General features: G+C 68.9%; 18 protein-coding genes. All 18 read right to left on the bottom strand.

The features are described from left to right. Positions 1–148: 148 nt before the first annotated feature. Genes AC07O3_RS26890 through AC07O3_RS26805 form a run of 18 tightly spaced genes read right to left on the bottom strand, consistent with a single transcriptional unit; the run spans position 149 to position 17,954 of the window. Positions 149–979, bottom strand: coding sequence for a hypothetical protein (locus tag AC07O3_RS26890; RefSeq protein ID WP_093178899.1), 831 nt, complete (start codon positions 977–979; stop codon positions 149–151). Positions 980–985: 6 nt separating this feature from the next. Then, the gene (locus tag AC07O3_RS26885) at positions 986–2,119 is read right to left on the bottom strand and encodes an alanine racemase (RefSeq protein ID WP_093178898.1); all 1,134 of its coding nucleotides are present in this window, start codon (positions 2,117–2,119) and stop codon (positions 986–988) included. Between the two features lie 36 nt (positions 2,120–2,155). Beyond that, entirely contained in the window at positions 2,156–2,941 is a 786-nt protein-coding gene (locus tag AC07O3_RS26880; protein WP_093178896.1) for an HAD-IIA family hydrolase, read from the bottom strand. Continuing rightward, the gene (locus AC07O3_RS26875) at positions 2,932–4,578 is read right to left on the bottom strand and encodes a hypothetical protein (RefSeq protein WP_093178895.1); all 1,647 of its coding nucleotides are present in this window, start codon (positions 4,576–4,578) and stop codon (positions 2,932–2,934) included. The genes AC07O3_RS26880 and AC07O3_RS26875 overlap by 10 nt, the downstream gene beginning before the upstream one ends. Next, entirely contained in the window at positions 4,575–5,186 is a 612-nt protein-coding gene (locus tag AC07O3_RS26870; protein WP_093178893.1) for a dephospho-CoA kinase, read from the bottom strand. The genes AC07O3_RS26875 and AC07O3_RS26870 overlap by 4 nt, the downstream gene beginning before the upstream one ends. A gap of 23 nt (positions 5,187–5,209) precedes the next feature. Beyond that, entirely contained in the window at positions 5,210–6,259 is a 1,050-nt protein-coding gene (locus AC07O3_RS26865; protein ID WP_093178892.1) for a phosphoenolpyruvate carboxykinase (ATP), read from the bottom strand. Next, on the bottom strand, positions 6,256–7,380 hold the full coding sequence (locus tag AC07O3_RS26860) for a hypothetical protein (RefSeq protein WP_093178890.1): 1,125 nt from the start codon (positions 7,378–7,380) through the stop codon (positions 6,256–6,258). The genes AC07O3_RS26865 and AC07O3_RS26860 overlap by 4 nt, the downstream gene beginning before the upstream one ends. Then, on the bottom strand, positions 7,377–8,600 hold the full coding sequence (locus AC07O3_RS26855; protein ID WP_093178889.1) for a hypothetical protein: 1,224 nt from the start codon (positions 8,598–8,600) through the stop codon (positions 7,377–7,379). Before AC07O3_RS26855 ends, AC07O3_RS26860 begins: the two co-directional genes overlap by 4 nt. Further along, positions 8,597–10,516, bottom strand: coding sequence for a PEP/pyruvate-binding domain-containing protein (locus AC07O3_RS26850; protein WP_495340726.1), 1,920 nt, complete (start codon positions 10,514–10,516; stop codon positions 8,597–8,599). The genes AC07O3_RS26855 and AC07O3_RS26850 overlap by 4 nt, the downstream gene beginning before the upstream one ends. Before the next feature lie 16 nt (positions 10,517–10,532). Continuing rightward, positions 10,533–11,135 carry a dCTP deaminase gene (locus tag AC07O3_RS26845; RefSeq protein WP_093178886.1) on the bottom strand — a complete coding sequence of 201 codons (603 nt, stop codon included), beginning with the start codon at positions 11,133–11,135 and terminating at the stop codon, positions 10,533–10,535. Continuing rightward, positions 11,132–11,650: a dCTP deaminase gene (locus tag AC07O3_RS26840; protein WP_093178884.1), complete on the bottom strand. Its 519-nt coding sequence runs from the start codon at positions 11,648–11,650 to the stop codon at positions 11,132–11,134. Before AC07O3_RS26840 ends, AC07O3_RS26845 begins: the two co-directional genes overlap by 4 nt. Next, positions 11,631–12,644, bottom strand: a complete 1,014-nt coding sequence (locus AC07O3_RS26835; protein ID WP_495340725.1) for a fatty acid desaturase family protein — start codon at positions 12,642–12,644, stop codon at positions 11,631–11,633. Before AC07O3_RS26835 ends, AC07O3_RS26840 begins: the two co-directional genes overlap by 20 nt. After that, a complete protein-coding gene (locus AC07O3_RS26830) occupies positions 12,641–13,747 on the bottom strand; it encodes an SDR family oxidoreductase (protein WP_093178881.1) in 1,107 nt (368 codons plus the stop codon). The genes AC07O3_RS26835 and AC07O3_RS26830 overlap by 4 nt, the downstream gene beginning before the upstream one ends. Continuing rightward, a complete protein-coding gene (locus AC07O3_RS26825; RefSeq protein ID WP_093178879.1) occupies positions 13,744–14,205 on the bottom strand; it encodes an aromatase/cyclase in 462 nt (153 codons plus the stop codon). The genes AC07O3_RS26830 and AC07O3_RS26825 overlap by 4 nt, the downstream gene beginning before the upstream one ends. Continuing rightward, complete coding sequence (locus AC07O3_RS26820; RefSeq protein WP_495340724.1) at positions 14,198–15,466, bottom strand: aspartate aminotransferase family protein; 1,269 nt, start codon at positions 15,464–15,466, stop codon at positions 14,198–14,200. The genes AC07O3_RS26825 and AC07O3_RS26820 overlap by 8 nt, the downstream gene beginning before the upstream one ends. Next, on the bottom strand, positions 15,463–16,023 hold the full coding sequence (locus AC07O3_RS26815; protein ID WP_495340723.1) for a DUF6031 family protein: 561 nt from the start codon (positions 16,021–16,023) through the stop codon (positions 15,463–15,465). Before AC07O3_RS26815 ends, AC07O3_RS26820 begins: the two co-directional genes overlap by 4 nt. Continuing rightward, positions 16,007–17,092, bottom strand: coding sequence for a DUF6001 family protein (locus AC07O3_RS26810; protein ID WP_093178874.1), 1,086 nt, complete (start codon positions 17,090–17,092; stop codon positions 16,007–16,009). Before AC07O3_RS26810 ends, AC07O3_RS26815 begins: the two co-directional genes overlap by 17 nt. A 40-nt stretch (positions 17,093–17,132) precedes the next feature. After that, positions 17,133–17,954 carry a phosphodiesterase gene (locus AC07O3_RS26805; protein ID WP_256330970.1) on the bottom strand — a complete coding sequence of 274 codons (822 nt, stop codon included), beginning with the start codon at positions 17,952–17,954 and terminating at the stop codon, positions 17,133–17,135. Positions 17,955–18,028 lie beyond the last annotated feature (74 nt).

The following is an 18,028-nucleotide window of genomic DNA, read 5'->3' as shown; positions in this document are numbered from 1 at the left end:
GGCGTGATATGAATCGGCTTCCCGTTAGTTTCTTTTTGATGAACTCACCGCTCCCGATATGGCAGCGGCTGAGCCCCGATGTGATTCGATCGGGCCGCGTAGCGCTCAGAGTGAGCGCATGCAGGATGCTCCCGACAGGCACAGGCCATCACTCAGGCAGCACAGGCGCCGGACTTCTGATCATCAGCTTGACGGTGTAGGGCCCGACGCTGTTGAGCTTCGAGGCCCCGTAGACGAACTCACCCGTGTGCCTGAACCCGAAGCCCTTGAATACGCGGGTGTCGTTGCGATCCGGGTTGCTGCTCTGGAGCAGGTAGGAGAGCCCATGAATGTCGGCCAGCCGCTGGAACGGCCGCGACATTCGCGAGGCCACGCGTTTCTGCTCGTGCACCGGGTGGACACAGACCATGCCGCCGTAGATGCACCGCTCGGGGACGCCTTCGCGCACGCGCATCGCATGGGTCGCGCGCTGCAGGGCGGCCGAAGCGCTCTGGGCCGCCAGGGTCCGGCGCAAGCCATAGGCACGCAAGGCGGCAGGGGCGCCAACCGTCAGCTCGTGAAAGAGCCCCGGTCTCGACGGGATGGCGCTTGGCAGCGTCCTGAGCGCCGCACCGCGGACCGTGCGGGCGCCTTGCGGCTCTTCGCGCGCGGTCTCCAGCACCACCACGCCGCCCGTGCGCAACGCCGCCTGCAGAAGGTAGTGGATGACCCGGGCGATCTTCCGCTCGGCATCGACGAAGTCGCCCGCTCGGATGCGCTTGACGTCAGCGGGCCGCAGCCATGCGATCCAGGCCTTGTCGCGGTTTCTCACGAATGCCTGCGCCATCACCTGGGCTGCGTGCACCAGGTCTTCGGATGTGGCGGCGATGTGCACCCGGGGCGCATCCAGTTCTGCTTGACTGGCGGCGTTCTGCTGCTCGATCAGTTCCACCAAGCTCTGAAGAATGATGGCTTCGATGTTGAGCCGGATGCCGGACATGGCGCATCAGCCCATCTCGTGCTCGCCGACCGTCACCAGGTGGTCGACTGAGAACCCGTTGAACGCGCAGCGCACGCTCTCCGAATAGGCGCCCACATGCTGGAACTCGATCCAGTCGCCCTCCCGCAGGTGAACGGGCAGCGCATACGGAAACGCGAGTCTGTCGTTGCTGTCGCAGGTCGGACCGAAGACGACGAACTCGCTGCGGCCATCGGCCGCCACATCGATCGGCTCGCTGCCGCGCCATGCCCGCACGGGCAGCTGGAAGAACTGCTGCGCCGGCAGCAGTCCCCCGAAGATGCCGGCGCCGCAATAGAGCGCCTGGTCCTTGCGCAGGATGACCCGCGCGAAGAGCGACATGCAGTCGTACGCCAGCACTCGGCCCGGCTCGCACAACAGCTCCACGCGCTTCAGTGCCGAAGACGAGGCAACGAACTCGCCCAGCCGTTGGAGCAGCGAAGCCGGCGGCGACATCGGCATGTTGTCGTAGCGCGCCGGAAAGCCGCCGCCGATGTCCAGTGCGGCCACGGGGGCATTCGCCTGCTCGACCAGCCTGGCGGCCGTCTGCAGTGCGGCGAGGTAGGGCTCGACGCTGATCGTCTGCGAGCCCGGGTGGAACGCGATGCCCGATGACCACCGTGTCTGTGCCGCGATGCGCTGCAGAAGCCGAAGCGTGTCTGCGTGCGACGCGCCGAACTTGCTGTTCAGGTCGTACAGTGCATCCGACGCGCCCGAATGGAATCGCACATAGGTGCGCAGCGAAGGCTCCTGTGTCGGCAGAACCTCCAGCAGTTTCTCGAGTTCCGCGGCGCAATCGACCACGAAGTCGCGCAGCCCCAGTTCCCTCCAGGCGCGTTCGATGTCGCGGCGCGACTTGGCGGGATTCATGAACCAGCAGCGCGCGCCTGGCGCCTCGGCCTGTACGAGAAGAGCTTCGCCGATCGAGGCCACGTCGAAGCCCGCGACACCTGCAGCGCGCACGGTCGAGATCACCTGGGGCAATGGATTGGCCTTCACCGCATACAGCACGCTGCCCGGAAAGCCCTCGACGAAGGCCCTTGTCGCGTGGGCGAGGCGGGCGGGATTGAAGGTATAGAACGCGTCGAACTCTGTCGCGCGCACGGCGGCGTCGAACTGCATGGTGTGTCTGTCCCTCGTTGGTCGTGTGGATGTCGTTCAGCGCGCAAGAAGGCCAGCGCCGTGCAGGTAGGGCATCAGGCCCGCAATGCTCTGCAACTGCGCGTCGGGGGCTGCCGTGCCCGGTGTGCGCGGCGTCTGGCCCTTGCCGGTGTGCACCAGCACGCTCGCAAGGCCCGAGGCCCTGGCGCCTGCGATGTCGGTGAGCAGGTCGTCGCCCACCACCAGCGCTTCGCTGGCGCAGACACCCAGCGCATCGAGCGCGGCCTGGAAGAACACCGCGGAGGGCTTGCCGGTGACGACGGCCGTCTGCCCCGCCGCGGCCTCCAGCCCGAGGATGAAAGCGCCGGCATCCAGCCGGGGCGGCCCGGCACCGTCGAACCAGTAGAGATTGCGATGCGGCACCACCAGCTGTGCGCCGTCGCGCAGCATGCGGAAGACCCCGTTGAGCAGGTCGTAGTCGAAGCGCTCCGCCACATCGCCGATCACGACGAAGTCGGGCCTGGCGTCGTCGCGCCGGATGTTCTCGAAGAGGCTGTCCATGGCATCGGGCACCAACAGGTGGCAGGACGCATCGGGCTGCCTGCGGATGTAGGCGCTGCAGGCCATGGCTGCGGTCTGGATGTTGTCTTCGGCCACGTCGATGCCGCACGCCTGCAGTCCGGCGGCGATGTGATGCGGCAGCTTCGCGCTGATGTTGGTCAGCAGCCGCACCGCGAGACCTGCCTGCGCCGCCTCCTGCAGCGCCCAGTTCGCGCCAGCGATGGCTTCGTTCCGAAAGACCAGGGTGCCATCGATATCGATCAGCAGCGCCTTCAGTGCCATGCCTGCGCCTCGCGCGAGGGTGCGGCATGCGCGGGCCGGCCCAACTCGGCCATGAGGGCCGGTGCCAGTTGCATCAGCGTCAGCGGCGTCTGCCACGCCGGCACGCCGGGCTGCAGCGTCGGCTCCAGGAAGACGCCCTTGAGCCAGGGCGCGTCGGACCAGCAGGTGTGGTCGCCGCCTTTGCGGCTTTCCACGGCAAACGGCAGATGGGGCGACTTGAGCAGGCGGGCAGCGGTCGGCGGCTGCAGATACCAGGGGCTCGTCCATCCACCGCCCAGATCGACCACAGGTCCCTCGATCAGCCGGAAGGCGCCGAGGAGTTCGGTCGGAAGGGCCTCGCCCAGCGCATCGACGATGGCCTGTGTCGTCACGCCGGCTGCCGCCATGCGCGCAGGATTCAGGGCCAGCCAGCCGTTCTCGGCCGGGTGATAGAACGCGAATGAGCGCTCCGTGTCGATCTGCCCGGTGCCGGTCGCCGCGAGCCAGCCCCGCGCCGCGAAACAGCTGTTGGGCGCGAGGTCGTGGCTCAGCGGCTGCATGCCGTGGTCGGAATGCGCGATGAAACGGCAACCCGGTGCGAGCAGCGCCTGGCAGCCGTCGAACAGTTCGAAGAGCCAGTGCGCCAGCCGGGCGCGGATCGCGCCGGCCACTGCATGTGGCGGCGCGGTCGAGTCGTCTCCGAGATGGCGCAGCAGTTGGTGCGACACCAGGTCGATCACCGGGTAGTAGCCCACCGTCAGCTCCGCACCGCCCGCGCGCAGGCTCCACAGGATGTCGTCGAGAAAACTGCGGTGCATCACGTCGAGCAGGTCGAGCAGCAGCAGCTCGGCCGAGCCGTCGCCGCCCTGGTCGACATGCCGCCCCAGCGCCCCGCTCGCATGCAGTCTGGCCGGGTTGCCCACGCTGCAGGCGCGATGACGCAACGCCAGCCGGCGCAGCGCGGCGTCGCGGCCATGCACGAACACCGGCTGGAAGCCCAGGAAGCACAGCCGCGGCTGCCCCTCCACGCGGGTGGCGTGAACCGCGACCGCGCGGTTGGTGTCGCCGGCCAGCGCCGTCGGCAACGCCGGCGACAGCGCGACATGGCAGGTGCTGCCGAAAGGCACGCGCAGATCGCCGCCGGTCGGCACATCGTGAAGCACCATCGCGCTGTTGTCGGGCGACACCGTCAAGGTGCAATGCAGCTGAAGCGCCGGCACCGACAGCGCATCGCCCGGCGCCAGCACCGCGGGTGGGCTCACGGGACGCGCATAGACCTCGGTGTGCGACAGCAGCGCACCTGCCAGTCGCGACGGCTGCACGAAGGGCACGGCGCTGGTGCGGACGCGCCCGCCCGCGACAGCCCAGCGATCCCACACCATCGGCGTGGTGCGCGGCCAGCGGCCGAAGGCATCGGCGACGGCCAGCGGGTCGCCTGCTTCGGCGTCGGGAATCTCGTAGCCCGTGAGGCCGTGCGCGCTGGCGTCGAGCCCGCTCCAGATGCTGAACAGCGAAGGCGGCGTCTGGCAGTTGGGCGACAGCGGCTCCAGCGGCAGAGCGCAATCCACGCGCAGCGGCAGCATCGGTGCGAGCTGCTGCCACAGCGTGTGCGACAGGCCATCGACCAGCAGCCAGAACAGGCCCTTCGCGGGCGTCATGCCATAGCCTCGGCGCGCTCGCCCACGAGCAGCCGGCAAAGGCCGGCTACCTGAGCCTCCAATGCCCTGAGGCTGCCGTTGTTGGTGAGCACGTAGTCAGCTTCGATGCGCGCCATCTGCTGATCAAGCGGACTGTCCTTCACCACGCTGAGATCGTTCCGTTTGGCCAGTCGCTGCGCGCGCACCTCGGCGCGGGCGGCCACCTTGACCACCCGGAAGCCGGCCTCGCGCAGCGCGGGCCAGTCGATGCGGTCGTCGCGCAGGTCGTCGTTGATCACCACGTCGGCGCGCGAAACCGCCAGGCGTCGCAGGAAGCCGTCCGCCAGCGCCCGCGCATGGATGGTGCGCAGGTGCGCGGCCACGCTTTCCAGCAGCTTCTGGTCCTGCGTCTCCGGTGTGAGTGCGATGCCGGCCTCGGCATAGAACATCGCCTGGATGCGGTACAGCGGCTCGGCCAGCTTCACGACTTCGACCGTATGCCCGCGCGCGAGCAGCCAGTCGCGGATCAACTGCGCGGTCGTGCTCTTTCCGGAGCCGCTGGGTGCCACGAGGCACAGGCAGAGGGCCGGGCGCGGTGCGGCCGTTTGCGTGGAAGTGTGGTTCGGCATGTGCTGTGCTCCCCCTCGTGCGTTCAGGCCGCGGCCAGCGCCGCGCGGCCCGGCGTGCTGATCCAGGGCAGCGTGCCCAGCGCGGCGGCGACGGGCGCGGCCACGCGCCGCTCCATCGCGCGGTCGGCCGGCGGCATGCCGTGCCAGGTCGAGGTGATGAAGGTGTGCGGCCACTCGAAGATGCGCGGGTCGCGCAGCACATCGTCGATCTCCTCACCACGCAACTGCCGGGTGCGCAGCACCTCGTCCACCGCGACCTCGGGCAGCACGATGCGCTCGAGCCAGCCGCTGCCCATGGGGCTGCGGCCGACCGCGCTGGCGAAGGCCTCGGGCGTGAGCAGGATCTTGTCGAAGTCGGCGCGCGCCGGGTCACGCGCCGCGTCGGCCTGGTTGCCGAGCCGCTGGACCAATGCCGGGTGCTGCCGCAGCGAGCCCAGGCCGATGTGCGGGTAGTCGGGCCAGCCGCGCGCGCGCAGCCGGCCGTCCACCACGTCCAGCAGCAGCTTGTCGCCAGAGAAATAGCGGTGTCCCTGCCCGAGCACGAGGTCGAGCATGGTCGTGGTCTTGCCCGCGCCCTTGACGCCCGCGATGGCGATCACGCCGCCAGTCTTCTCGTCGAGCACCGCCGAGCTGTGCAGGATGGCCGTGCCTTTGGACTGCTCGACCAGCAGGCCGAAGTAGCGCACGAGTTCGATGAGGTGGATGAACGCCGTCGCCTCGTCGCCATAGAACGCGACCTCGCGCCGCGCGGTGCTGTAGCGGTAGCCCACGCGCGTGTCCGCGTCCCATGCGAGCTGCGTGCCGTCTTCCAACATGCCGCGCACCACCTTGAGCGTGAAGCCGATGGCGTAGGTTTCGCGGATCGTCATCGGTGCGGTGCAGCGCGCGCACCACGCGGGCAGGAAGTCGTCGGCGGCGTGCAGGTCGACCGCGAGGTCCGGCGCGCCGTCATCGGTGCCGGCCCAGAGGTAGGGCGAAAGAAAGGTCCGCAGGCGCATCGCGAGCGGTCTCGACGCTGCGCCCGCTCGCAAGCGCAGGCTGAACACAGTGTTGGTCAACAGGCTGTCCGTCATGGGCGAGGGCTCCCTTCGGCAATGCGTTCGTACAAATGGGCGATGCCTCCGGCGTCGGGCCAGGCATCGAGACCTTGCCGCCGGAGAAACTGCAGGACCTTGTCGCGCAGCGCGGCCTGCTGCTGCGCGACGAGCGCGGCGCTGCCGTCACCGCGCGTGCGCAGATAGCTGACGGCGCAATGGAAAACGGGCGTGGCGGCCTGCGCACAGGAAAAGCCCACGCTGAAGAGGTTGCCCGTCTCGAGGGACTCGCAGCCCGAGCTTGCCCGCGTGTGGCGCCAGCGCACGGCCGGCTGCAGCGGCAGGTCGAAGTGCTGCGCGAGGTCGACCTCGACGGCCGCGCCATAGGGCTGGTCGGGGTGGCGCTGTTCTGTCCATGGCGCGCCGCCGTCCGGCCGCAGCACTGCGCTGAATTCGGCCAGCGGCTCGAGCACCGTGGCGCGGCGCTTGCGGCTGAAGAGCGCCGCATTGGCCCATCCGCACCGGCCCTCGAGATGCGGCAGCACGCGGCACAGGACGTTGTCGTGGCTGCCGTGCTGCAGCTCGTCGCCGATCTGCGCGACGAAGTGCGAGGCAGTGTCGGCGTCGAGCGCGTCGAGCCAGGCATCGCCGAGCGCCAGCACGTCCAGCGGTGCCGTCGCATCGATGGCCACGTGCAGGTCCTCCGGGGCGGCGTGCACGGCGTAGTAGCACTCGTAGTTGCTGGTCTGCAGGTGGTTGGCCTGGAAGGCCTGCCACAGCTGCTCGTACAGTTGCGGCGGCGCGAAAGGCGACACCGGCACCGGTGGCGCGATGAAATGCGCCACGTGGCGGTCGGTGCGGTCGACCAGGTGCCTGATGTGCACCAGCCCATCGTCGATGTCCACATGGGCCAGCGGCACCCAGTCGGGGTCGATGTTGTGGCTCGGCATGGCGGCGGCCGCGTGAGGGGCGGGCTGCCATGTCGCGTCCACGCAATGGGCGACGAGCGCGTGCGCACCGCGGCAGTCCGCCTGCGCCGCACGCGTGCCGGAACGGGTGGCCACGCGCTGGACGCGCAGCCGCCGTGCCGCTTCGGGTGAGGGCTCGGCATGGCGCAGGCGCCAGTTGCCGAACACGATCATCGAGGTCGCATCGCTCATGCGGCCCTCCGCTCGGGCTCTGCCTGCGCCTGGCCGGCGTCCGCGATCTCGCGCACGAAGTCGAGCTTGGAGTACAGGTCCTGCTGGTGCGCCTGTCCCCAGCGCGCGAGCGACGCACCCACGAAACCCGAGATCGCATCGAAGTCCTGCTGCAGCCCGTGCAGCTCGCCGAAGCTGCGCGTGCGGCAGTACTCGACCTCGCATTGCGAGAACGAATGCGCATCGTCGAGCGTGCGGCACACGTCCATGTAGATGCCGAAGATGTTGCCGGTGGCCAGCGATTCGAACTGCGCATCGAAGCGCTTGCGCCGGTACGAGGGCAGCCTCCGCGTGGCCTCGGGCGTCAGCGTGCGCACATGCGCCTCGATGTCGTCCATGCCGAGCGCCAGGTTGCCCCACAGCGATTCGCGGCGCACCTCGCTGTTCTCGATGAACCACTTGCGCTTGACGGTCATGCGGCCGTCCGCTTGCGGGATGTAGGCGACGTAGCCGCTTTCGGCATTGGCGCCCAGCACCTCGAAGATGTGCTGCTCGTAGTCCCAGACCTGGATCTCGCGGTCGATCTCGGGCACGAAGTCGGGCAGGGCGCCATCGGCGATGGCGTCGTGGAACGCCATCAGCAGCCGCCAGGTGTCGGGAATGCCCATGAACGTGAACTTGCGCTCCATCTCCAGGTCGGGCCGCCACTTGGTGTACCAGCACTCGTCGCCCAGCGCGGGGCGCAGCGCTGCGAGCACGGGCGCATGACTTGCGAGCAGGCTGTCGAAGTGGCGCCAGGCCAGCGGCGCATCGGGCATCGCCTCGTCGCGGTAGCGCACGAACAGGCTGCCGAGCTCGCCCTGCTGCACGAAGTGATGGAAGGCGAGCGAGTCGCCCTCGCGGGTGGCGACGATGGCCGGCGCAAGGCGTGGCGAGAGACCGGCACCGGCTTCGAGCGCGGCCCCGAGCGCCGGATACCGTGCACAGAGCCAGGCGCAGAAGCCGCGGCTGGCCGCGCGCTGCGTCGCGCTGAAGCTGCGGTACTCGAAGGCCGGCGAATCCGGCGGTGCGGCGTCGCAGCGTCCATCGGCGAGCCAGACGGCCTGCAGCCGCAGATCGCCGCCGCGCACGTAGAAGCTGTTCGCGCCCTTGCGCAGACCGGTGCCGCTGCACACAAGGACAGCCACCAGCTGCCGCGGCGCGGCGTTCGCATGCACGAGGAAGTAGACGGATTCGCTCATGCCGTCTCCCGGCTGGCGCTCGCCGCGCGGGCCTCGATCGTCAGGCTCTCGCCTTCGAGGCCGCGCGCGTAGAGCGCGCGCGAGGCCACTGCGGGTACCTGGCTTTCCCGCAGCAGGATCGCGAGGTGGCACAGCATCGAGGCCTGCTCGAACACGAAGCCCGAGACGTACGGAATGAGCGCCGCCAGTGCGGCGTAGGGGCGCGGCGCCACGACGATCATCGATCCGCCGCCGACGCGCGCGCGCTCGGCCAAGCGAACGATGGCCGGCCCCAGGCTCTCCGCGCTCGGCATGTGGCTGATCGACACGGTCGCGGCGATGCTGATGTCTTCCAGATGCCTGTCGGCAGGCACCACCAGCGCCGCGCCGTGCGCAAAGCCGGGGGAAATGGTCCGTCGGCCATCTTCCTCGTGGCCGTCGTCGCCCTGCGCCGTGTGCAGGCTCTTGATCGGCGAGAAGTCGATCAGCCTCAGTTGCCCCGCGCCGATCACCCATTCGAGCTGGACCGGTCCGAAGCGCGCTACCGCCGCATGGGTGGCGCGGTGCAGTTGTTCGCGCTCACGCGCGCCGAACGGCGCGGCCGCAGCGGATTGCGCGCCGCTCACCTGCCGGTCGCTGCCGATGAAGAACGCCTGCGTCTGCGCCGATCCACGGTTGATCGCCAGCAGGCCGTCGGTGGAACATTCGCAGAGCACGCCGCCGTCCTCGGTGGGCTGGGTGATGAGCCCCCAGTCGCCGCGCACGTAGTCGCGGATCACGAAGGTCGACGCCTGCGCGCCCAGCACCTGCCGCAGGCGCGATGCCAGTTCGCCGGTGGGCAGAACCTGCTGCCGCAGGCCGTCGGAAAAGTCGAGCACCACGCTGTCCTCGCCGAAGCGCGCGCAGAGGGCCTGCATGCGCGAGGCATCCTCGAAGCCGCCTGCATTGCCGCGCACCAGCAGCGCCGTGCCCGAGGCCACGCCGTGCGCATGCGCCAGCAATGCCAGCGGCCGGCGCTTGGAGCGGAAGTAGTTCGCGAAACCCGGCAGCGGCCTGAAGGCGGCGATGTCTTCGTCGGCCGCGAGATAGAGATCGGTCCACTGCGCGTGAGCCGCGTCGTCCGCCGCATGCAGCGAGGTGATCGGCCGCCCCTGAAGCACCCATACGCGCTCGCCGTCGCAGGCCCATTCGACGTCAACGGCGGTGCCGAGCTGACCCTCGACCGTGCGCACGATGGCGGCCAGCTCGACCAGCATCTCCTGCGCGTCGCGCAACGGCGCATCGCCAACGAGGCCGGCCTCGCCCCAGCGCACCGACTGCGAGGCCGCGGCGCCCGAGACCAGCGCATCGCCCACGCCCTGCACGGCCTCGATCAGCATCTCCGGCCGGCCGTCGATGGGGTTGTGGCTGAAGGCCACGCCGGCCCATCGCGCGGCGACCATGCGCTGCACGATCACCGTCATGTCCAGCGGTGCGTCGAGCAGGCCGCAGCGCAGTCGCTCCACGGCCGCGCGGCGCGAGAACGCGGAGCGCCATACATCGAAGAGGGCCTCCTTCAGCGCCGCCATGCCCTCGACATGCAGCACGGATTCGAAGATGCCCGCAAAGCTGTGTGCGGCACCGTCCTCGATGCCGCCCGAAGAGCGCACCGCCAGGGCGTGCGCGGCCGACAGGCCGGCCGCTGCGAGATGCGCCGCAAGGAGAGCGTTCGCATCGTCCGTCCATTGCGGCACGGCCACGGCATCGAGCCGGTCGAGGTCGCGGTCCAGGAACGCGCCCGCGGTCAGGCGGATGCTCGCGAACACCTCCTGCGCCTCCTCGCGCATGGCGCCGTGGTTGGCCCAGAGCGCGGCCAGCTGTGCGTCGTCGAGCGCGAAGAGCGCGGGCACGGGCACCGCATGCGACAGCGCGACGAGCGTCCGGTACTTGGAAGACATGGCGTGCCGTTCCTTCCTATACGCCATCGAGCTCGGCGGCGCGGGCATCGACCACCTCGAGCGGATGCGCCTGCGGGGGCATCGCCATCGGCGAGGCCTTCTTCTCGTAGTCCATGAAGATGCGCGAGGCATAGGCCTCGGTCGCGCCCTGGTACTTGCCGTCGTAGAGGTCGATGTCGCCCTGCACGTCCCAGAACATCATCTGCCCGATGTCCATGCCGGCATAGACCCTGATGCGGTTGATGGCCAGCAGCTGGATGGTCCACTTGCCGACGAAGCCGATGTCGCCCAGCGAAGCCGAGAGGTTGATGAACATGCCCAGCCGCGCGATCGACGAGCGCGCCGCGTAGGTCGGCACGAACTTCGTGCTGCCCATGGTCTCCATGGTGGTCGCGAGGTACAGCCGCATCGGCTCCAGCACGAAGCCCTCGGGACCGATGTGGATGTCGTCGGTGGGCTTCTCCTCCTTGATGTCGATCACGCCCTCCTGGTACACCTTCATGTCGGCGGCCAGCCTGAAGTTGTAGCTGTTGGGATTGACGTTCTTCGAGAGAAACGGCGCGATGGTGATGTCGCCGCTGTGAACGCGTCGGGAGATTTCGGTGCCGGTAAGGATCATTTTTGGTCCATGATGATTCGCGAGGGAACAACACCTTCCGAACCCACGTAGCGGCCCTGATACTTCAGTTCTCCGCCGAGGTTGGTCCAGAAGCAAACCTTGCCGATGCGCGCGCCGGCATAGACGCGCAGCGGTTGAGTGACGACGATCTCCAGGGTCCAGCAGATCACCGCGCCCGTGTGGCCCAGCGGTGCGCTGGTCTGTATGAACATGCCGCACAGGGCCGTGGAGAGATTGGCGTAGAGCTCGCTGGCAAAGTGCACGCCGCCGATGCGCTCGGCCGTCTGGCCGAGGTAGAAGCGGTTGGGGTGCAGCACCAGCCCCTCTTCGGGGATGGTGTGGCGGATCACCTGCAGCCCCAGGTGCGGATCGATCTGGTCCGAGCTGTACTCGAGGATCTCCGCGCCCAGGCAGCAACCGTACGAGTTCTGCTCGATCTGGCGCTCGTCGAAGGGCTCGATGACGATCGAGCCGGCCTCGCGCATGCGGCGGATTTCACTTCCCGTGAGGACCATGCATGCCTTTCTCCGGCGCGGTGGCGTGCGCCGGTTCCGGCCGCGCGGCCGGATAGAGTTCACGGATCAGCGAGCGAGGGCCGATGAAGTAACCCTGCGTCGGGTTGGCGGCCGCGCACTGCGCATCGCCCGCCGCCAGCAGGCGAGACAGTTGCGGCAGGTTGTAGCTGGGCACGGCCGGACAGCTGTGGTGCTCCCAGTGGCGGTTGATGTGGCAGGGTGCCCAGAGAAAGCGCTCGATCCATCCGACCCGCAGGCTGCGCGCCGCGGTGGCGACCGGATTGCCGAGCCGCCCGCCGTGCTCCGCAATGCCGCGCACGCGCAGGATGGCGGGCATGAACAGCAGGATGGGCAGCAGCCAGTACAGGATGAATTCGCGCCACACGCCGAACCCGGCCACCAGCGCCGCCACCGCCGCGATGAAGGCCACCGCCAGGCCGCGGTCGAGACGGCTGCCTGGGGCCTTTTTCGAGAACAGGCCCAGCATGCCGAAGCTGTTGGCCGAGCGCAGGGCCGCGATGGTGGTGAGCCCCGAGGCATCGCGCAGCAGCAGCGCAAGGAAGCGGCCGCGCGTGGCGGGGATCACCGAGTCGGCGAGGTCGGGGTCGCCTTCGCCGTTCAGATAGCGGTGGTGCCTGAAATGATGCGCGCGGTAGCGCGCCACGCTGAGCGTCAGCGGAAAGGCGAGCAGCAGGTTGCCGACCGTGTCGTTGAACCAGCGCTTGCGCGCGAGCAGGCAATGGGCGGCGTCGTGCATCAGCACCAGCATCGCGTGCTGGCGCGTGGCGATGACCAGCATCGCCGCGACGGTCACCGGCCACTGCTTCAGGCGCTCCGCCACCGCGATGGCCAGCACGCACACCAGCCACTGCGTGAGGATCTGTGCGGCGCAGCGCCATGGCTTCAGGGTGGCGAGCGCCTGCAGCGTTTCCGGCCCGAAGGGCAGGCGCATCGACCGTCCGCCGAGGGTGGTGCCCATGCCTGCCGTCGTCATGCGGCCTGTTCCTGTGCGCAAGGCGTGGCGGCAGCCTGCGGGCGCACCGTGCGCGGGTGGCATGCGATCCAGTGATCGACCACGCCCGGCAGGAAGCCCAGCGGATCGGGCGAGGGTTCGCGCACGTGCAGCGGCGGCCGCACGCGGTCGCTGCTTGCATAGATGCCGTAGACGCGCAGCAGCCGTTCGAAATAGCGGAAGTCCGAGCGCGAGATGCCCGGCGGCTGCCACGCGGCCAGCGCGCGCTTGAGGAAACCCCATTGCCGGTCGCGCAGGATGGGCACCGGCGCAAGTTCGGGCAGCCCATGGCTGCGGCGTGCAAGCGCGATGCGTTCCTCGATGAGCCGCACCGCGGTTTCGTAGCGCACGCGGTGCGACCCGGCCGAGGCGACGCACTCGCACGGCGTGGCGTCGGCCGCGCACCGCAGCACCATCGCGTGCAGCTCGGCGACCACCCAGTCCACGGGAACGATGTCGAGCAGACCCTCCTTGTTGCCCACGAGGAAGGGCGGGTTGAAGGTGGCAAGGAACTTGATGAGCGGATAAAGCCCGTTGAAGCGCGCGATCTCGCCGGTGCGGCTGTCGCCGACCACCAGGCTGCAGCTGAAGGTCGAAATCGGCAGGCGTGCGCCGAAGCCTTCGCGCAGTTTGCGCTCGGCCATGGCCTTGCTCTCTTCGTAGCCGTTGCGGTAGTCCCAGTCGTGGGTCTGCGTGTAGGCGGTCGAAACGTAGACCATGTGCGGCTGTGTCGACGCCGCGAGCAGCAGGCGGGCGAAGTTCTGTGTGCCCTGCACGTTGAGCTGCTGCATCTCCTGGCAGCTCTTGTCCCACGACACGTCGGCGGCCAGGTGTACGCCAACGGCAGGTGTGTCGTCCGTAGCGAGCACGCGTATCGCGGCATCGATGGAGGCGTCGTCCGACAGGTCGGCCTGGATGAACTCGACACGCCGGCGCAGGGCGGGCGGCAGGCTTTCCTCGAGCGCCGCACGCGCCTTCGCAGAGCGCAGCACGCAGATCAGGCGCAGGTCGACATCGTGCGCAAGCAAGGCGGCGGCGAGCGGGATGCCGACGGTACCGCTCGCGCCGCTCAGCAGCACCTTCATGAGCCGACCAGCAGGCCGTCGGCGGCGGCCATGCGCGTGCGGATGCCCTCCAGCATCTGGCGGCTGTTGGCGCGGATGGCACGTTCGCCGATGGGGTGCAGCACCTCGGCCAGCGACGGGATTCCCAGGTCGAAGCTCACGTCGAGCTCCACGCTGAGGCTGCCGTCCCCCGCGATGAGCACGCGCCACTGCCCCCGCCACACCTCGAGGTCGCCGTCGGTCTGCTCGAACACGATGCGGTGGTCGTCGGTGAGCAGGTCGCGCTCGGTCCACGAGAGCTCGCTGCCGTTGAGCAGCACGCGCCAGTGGCTCACGATCTCGGTGGCAGTGCGGCGTTCGACGCGCACCTCGAGCACGTCCTGCATGAAGTCCGGATAGCGCTCGAAGTCGCACAGCGTGCGCCAGAGCAGTTCGCGGTCCATCGGACCCATGACAAGCGAGGAATTGACGTCAGGCATTGGCGAGAGGCTCCTTCGAGGGCGTGGTGTCGCGGGCGGGAAGTGCGGCAACGCTGGCGCAGAAGCGCTCGATGCCGTCCATCAGCGTGGCTTCGTCGATGACCGCCGGCGGATACACCCGCACGACGTTCGGTGCCGTGAGGCAGAAGGCGATCAGCAGCTTGCGCTTGGCCGCCTCGATGATCATCTGGCCGGCGTCGCTCATGTCCTTGAACTCGACGCCGATCATGAAACCCTCGCCACGGACCTCCGCCACCGCCGGGTGGTGGCCGACGCGCGCAGCGAGCAGTTCGCGGCAGCGGGTGCCGAGCGTGGCGGTGCGGGTCGTGAAAGACGCTTCGGTGACCACATCGAGCACCGCGTTGACCACAGCGCCGGCCATCGGGCTGCCCGCGAAGGACGACGCGTGCACCACCGGATCGCGCGCGGCGGCGCCGAACTGCGCGGTGTCAAATAGCGCCGCGGCCACGGGAAACATGCCGCCGCCGAGCACCTTGCCAAGCAGGCGGATGTCGGGTACGACCGGGCACACCAACTGGCCTGTGCGGCCGAGCCCGGTCTGGATCTCGTCGAGGATGAGCCGCACGCCGTGCGCGCGCGTCAGTTCGCGCAGCGCCTGCAGGAAGGCCGGGCTCACGGGACGGATGCCGCCTTCGCCCTGGACCGGCTCGATGATCGCTGCGGCATACGCGCCGCTGGCCAGCGCGGCCTCGACGGCCTGCAGGTCGCCGACGTCGACGAAGCTCGACTGCCCGTCGGTCAGCAGGCCCCCGTGCCGCTCGTAGCCATGGCTCACGCTCAGCGCACCGGGGGAACGCCCGTGGTAGGCGTGGCGGAACGCGAGGATGCGCCGGCGGCCGGTGGCGATGCGCGCGAGCTTGAGCGCGGCCTCCGTCGCCTCCGAACCGGTGTTGACGAAGATGATGTTGTCCAGCGGCTGGCCGCCCAGCGCGAGCAGGCGCTCGGCCGCGGTCACGATCGGTTCGTTGGCCAGGATCTTCGACGACAGCCCCATGCGCCCGGCCTGCGCCGTCAGCGCTTGCACCACCTGCGGATGGCAATGGCCCAGCAGGTGGACGCCGAACGAGCCGAAGTCGAGCCAGCGCGCGCCCATGCTGTCCTCGATCCAGGCGCCACTCGCGCTGCTCTCGGAGCTCGCAAGGCCAGCCATCTTGAGCATCAGCCCCTGCTGGCGGCCGAAGACGGTGCCGTAGCGGTCCGCGAAGGCGTTCTTGCGCCCGGTGGGCATGTCGTTGCTCATAGCGAAGTCATCAAGGGCGCGAGAAAACCTGCATCGCAGCCCACGCGCTCGCAGGCCTTGTTGGCCGAGCGCAGAAAGCGCAGCACATGGCCCTGGTTCTCGGGTTGCAGCGCATCGACGAGGTCGCTCGGAAACGCCGCGAGCAGGTCTTCGAGCACGCCGGTGAGCCGATCGACTTCCGCGCCGTCGGTGGGCGTGTCGATGCCGAGGAGGCGGGTGGCGGTGGGCCCGTCCATCGCCGCCACGTCGCTCAGCCCGTACGCCATGAGCAGCGGCAGCCGATGCATCTCCTGCGGCACGGCGGCACGGCCGAGCACCGCATCCACCTGCAGCAGCAACTCGGCGATCTTGATCTTGACCAGCGCCGCCGCATCCGGGATGTCGCGTGCGCCCGCCAGGTCCTCGATGTAGGCGCGCAACTCCGTCATGAGCAGCCAGGCGGCGCTGATGGTCGAGGTGACATGGTCGCCCGCGGCAAACCGGTAGCCCGCGTTGATGCGCGGGAACCAGCGGATGTCGCGTGCATCCGGAGACTGCGGCTCAATCGGCGAGGGCATGGACGTCTTCCTTTTCTTCCGCGCAGGAACTGGCGGCCATGAGCGAGAAGCTCAGCGTGCCGCTGCGTGCGCTGCGCAACAGCGAGGCTGCATGCGCGGCGGAGAGGGTGGCCAGGCTCGCGAGGTCTGCCGGTGCGGCCTGTGCCTCGGTCGTCGCAGCGAGCCGGGCGCGGCCGTCGTTGCCGATCAGGAAGGCCGAGCGCTTGTCGAGGGCGGCTTGCGTGCAGGGGGCGTCGGTGTGGGGCATGGCATTGGACAGCGACGGTGCGCCCATCAGGACGCCGAGCCGTCGGTCGACCTCGTCCAGCGCAGCGATTCCGCGCGCGCTGGCGGCGCACGAAGGTTCGCCAACCGACGACCACATCGCCGTGAGCCGCTCCTGCAGCCATGCATCGACCACGCGCATGTGCGGGCCCGCCGCTTCGCGCCAGCGCCGCAAGGTCCACTTCTTGTTCGACAGCACCCAGCCGCCGAGCGACAGCGCGGCCGCCATCGCAGACAGGCAGGCGTTGATCAGATAGCCGCGTGCCGCGTCGGGCTCGCCGGCGCGCTGTGCCAGCGCGGCGCAGACGCGGCTCTGGTGGAAGGCGTCGTACTCCTGCGCGGCTGCGACCGGAACCAATGCGCCCAGGTGCGCGAGATGGTACGCCTTGCCATCGGTGGCCACGGCGTAGACGATGCGCTCCAGGTATTTCTTGCGCACGGCGTGGCCGCTGTCCCAGCGCTGGTAGCCCGCCAGACGTTGCGGCAGGGCACACCGCGACAGCAGCGCGAGATCGGCGAAGGCGCGGTCCAGGTCGTCGGTGCCGATCGGCAGGATCTCGCAGTGCTGGCCGTCGCGGTGGATCTGCGTGGCCATCTGGCCCTTGCTCACGGCTTGCGGCGTCACGCAGATGAGGTCGATGTCGCTGGTGGCGGTGGCGATGCCGTGCACCGGCGAACTCGTGAGCAGCACCTGCGCGTCGTCGAAGCCTTGCTCGCGCGCCAGTGTCGCGAGCATGTCGAAGCCGATGCTCCGGCTGCGCAGGAACGCATCGGCATTGGCCGTGACGAAATCCGTATAGTTCACTGTCTGGATGCTCCGCGTGGTGTCGACGGTGTCGTTGCGCTCAGGCGAATCCGTAGGGACCCGCGAAGGTGCCGATGTGGCTCACGTGGCTGACCATGCCGTGCGCCTTGTCCCACAGGTGCAGCATGCAGCCGCGCGGTCCGATGTGGGACTGCGGCGGTGCGTCGGGGGCGAGCTGCAGGTCGATCTCCGTCGTGGTGCTGGGGCAGGAGCACACGACCGTTCCGGCCCAGCGGCGCAGCATCGTGCGGTGCACATGCCCGCACAGCACGAGCTCGATGTTGGGCGCGGCCCGCACCACGCCTTCCAACTGCTGCACCTCCATGTAGCGGTACATGTCCATGTAGGGAATGCCGCTCATGAAAGGCGGGTGATGGAGCATGAGCAACGTGGGCTTGGCTGTGTCCTGCGCCAGCACGCGCGCCAGCCAGGCGAGCCCTTGCGCATCGATGTGCCCGTAGTGCTTTCCTGCGGGGCACGAGTCGAGCCCGATGAAGCGCACCGGATGATCGTCGACACACCAGTGCAGGGGCCCGTCCGCAGGCAGGTAGGACTGGTCGCCAAACGCGGCGCGGAAGTTCTCGCGGTGATCGTGGTTGCCGGGAATCACGAGAAAGGGAATGCGCGAAGCCGAAAGCAGCTCGCGCACCATCGCGTATTCCTCGGGTCGGCCCTCGTCGACGAGGTCGCCGGTGATCAGCAGCAGGTCGGGGCGCTGGTCGAGTGCATGCAGGTGTGCGAGCGCTTCGCAGAACATGCGATTCGAATCCGCCACGCCTTGATACAGCGCGCCTTCAGGCCTGATGTGCGGGTCGGACAACTGCGCGATGAGCATGTGACTCCTCGATGAACTGGCTGTCATGGTGTTGTCATGCGCAGGGTGCAGCCATACGCCTGATGGCGTAGCGGCACAAAGTATTCATGCCGCACTCAACG

The sequence above is a fragment of the Variovorax sp. GW821-FHT09D05 genome, from assembly GCF_059416325.1.
This window is presented reverse-complemented; position numbering and strand designations above follow the sequence as displayed.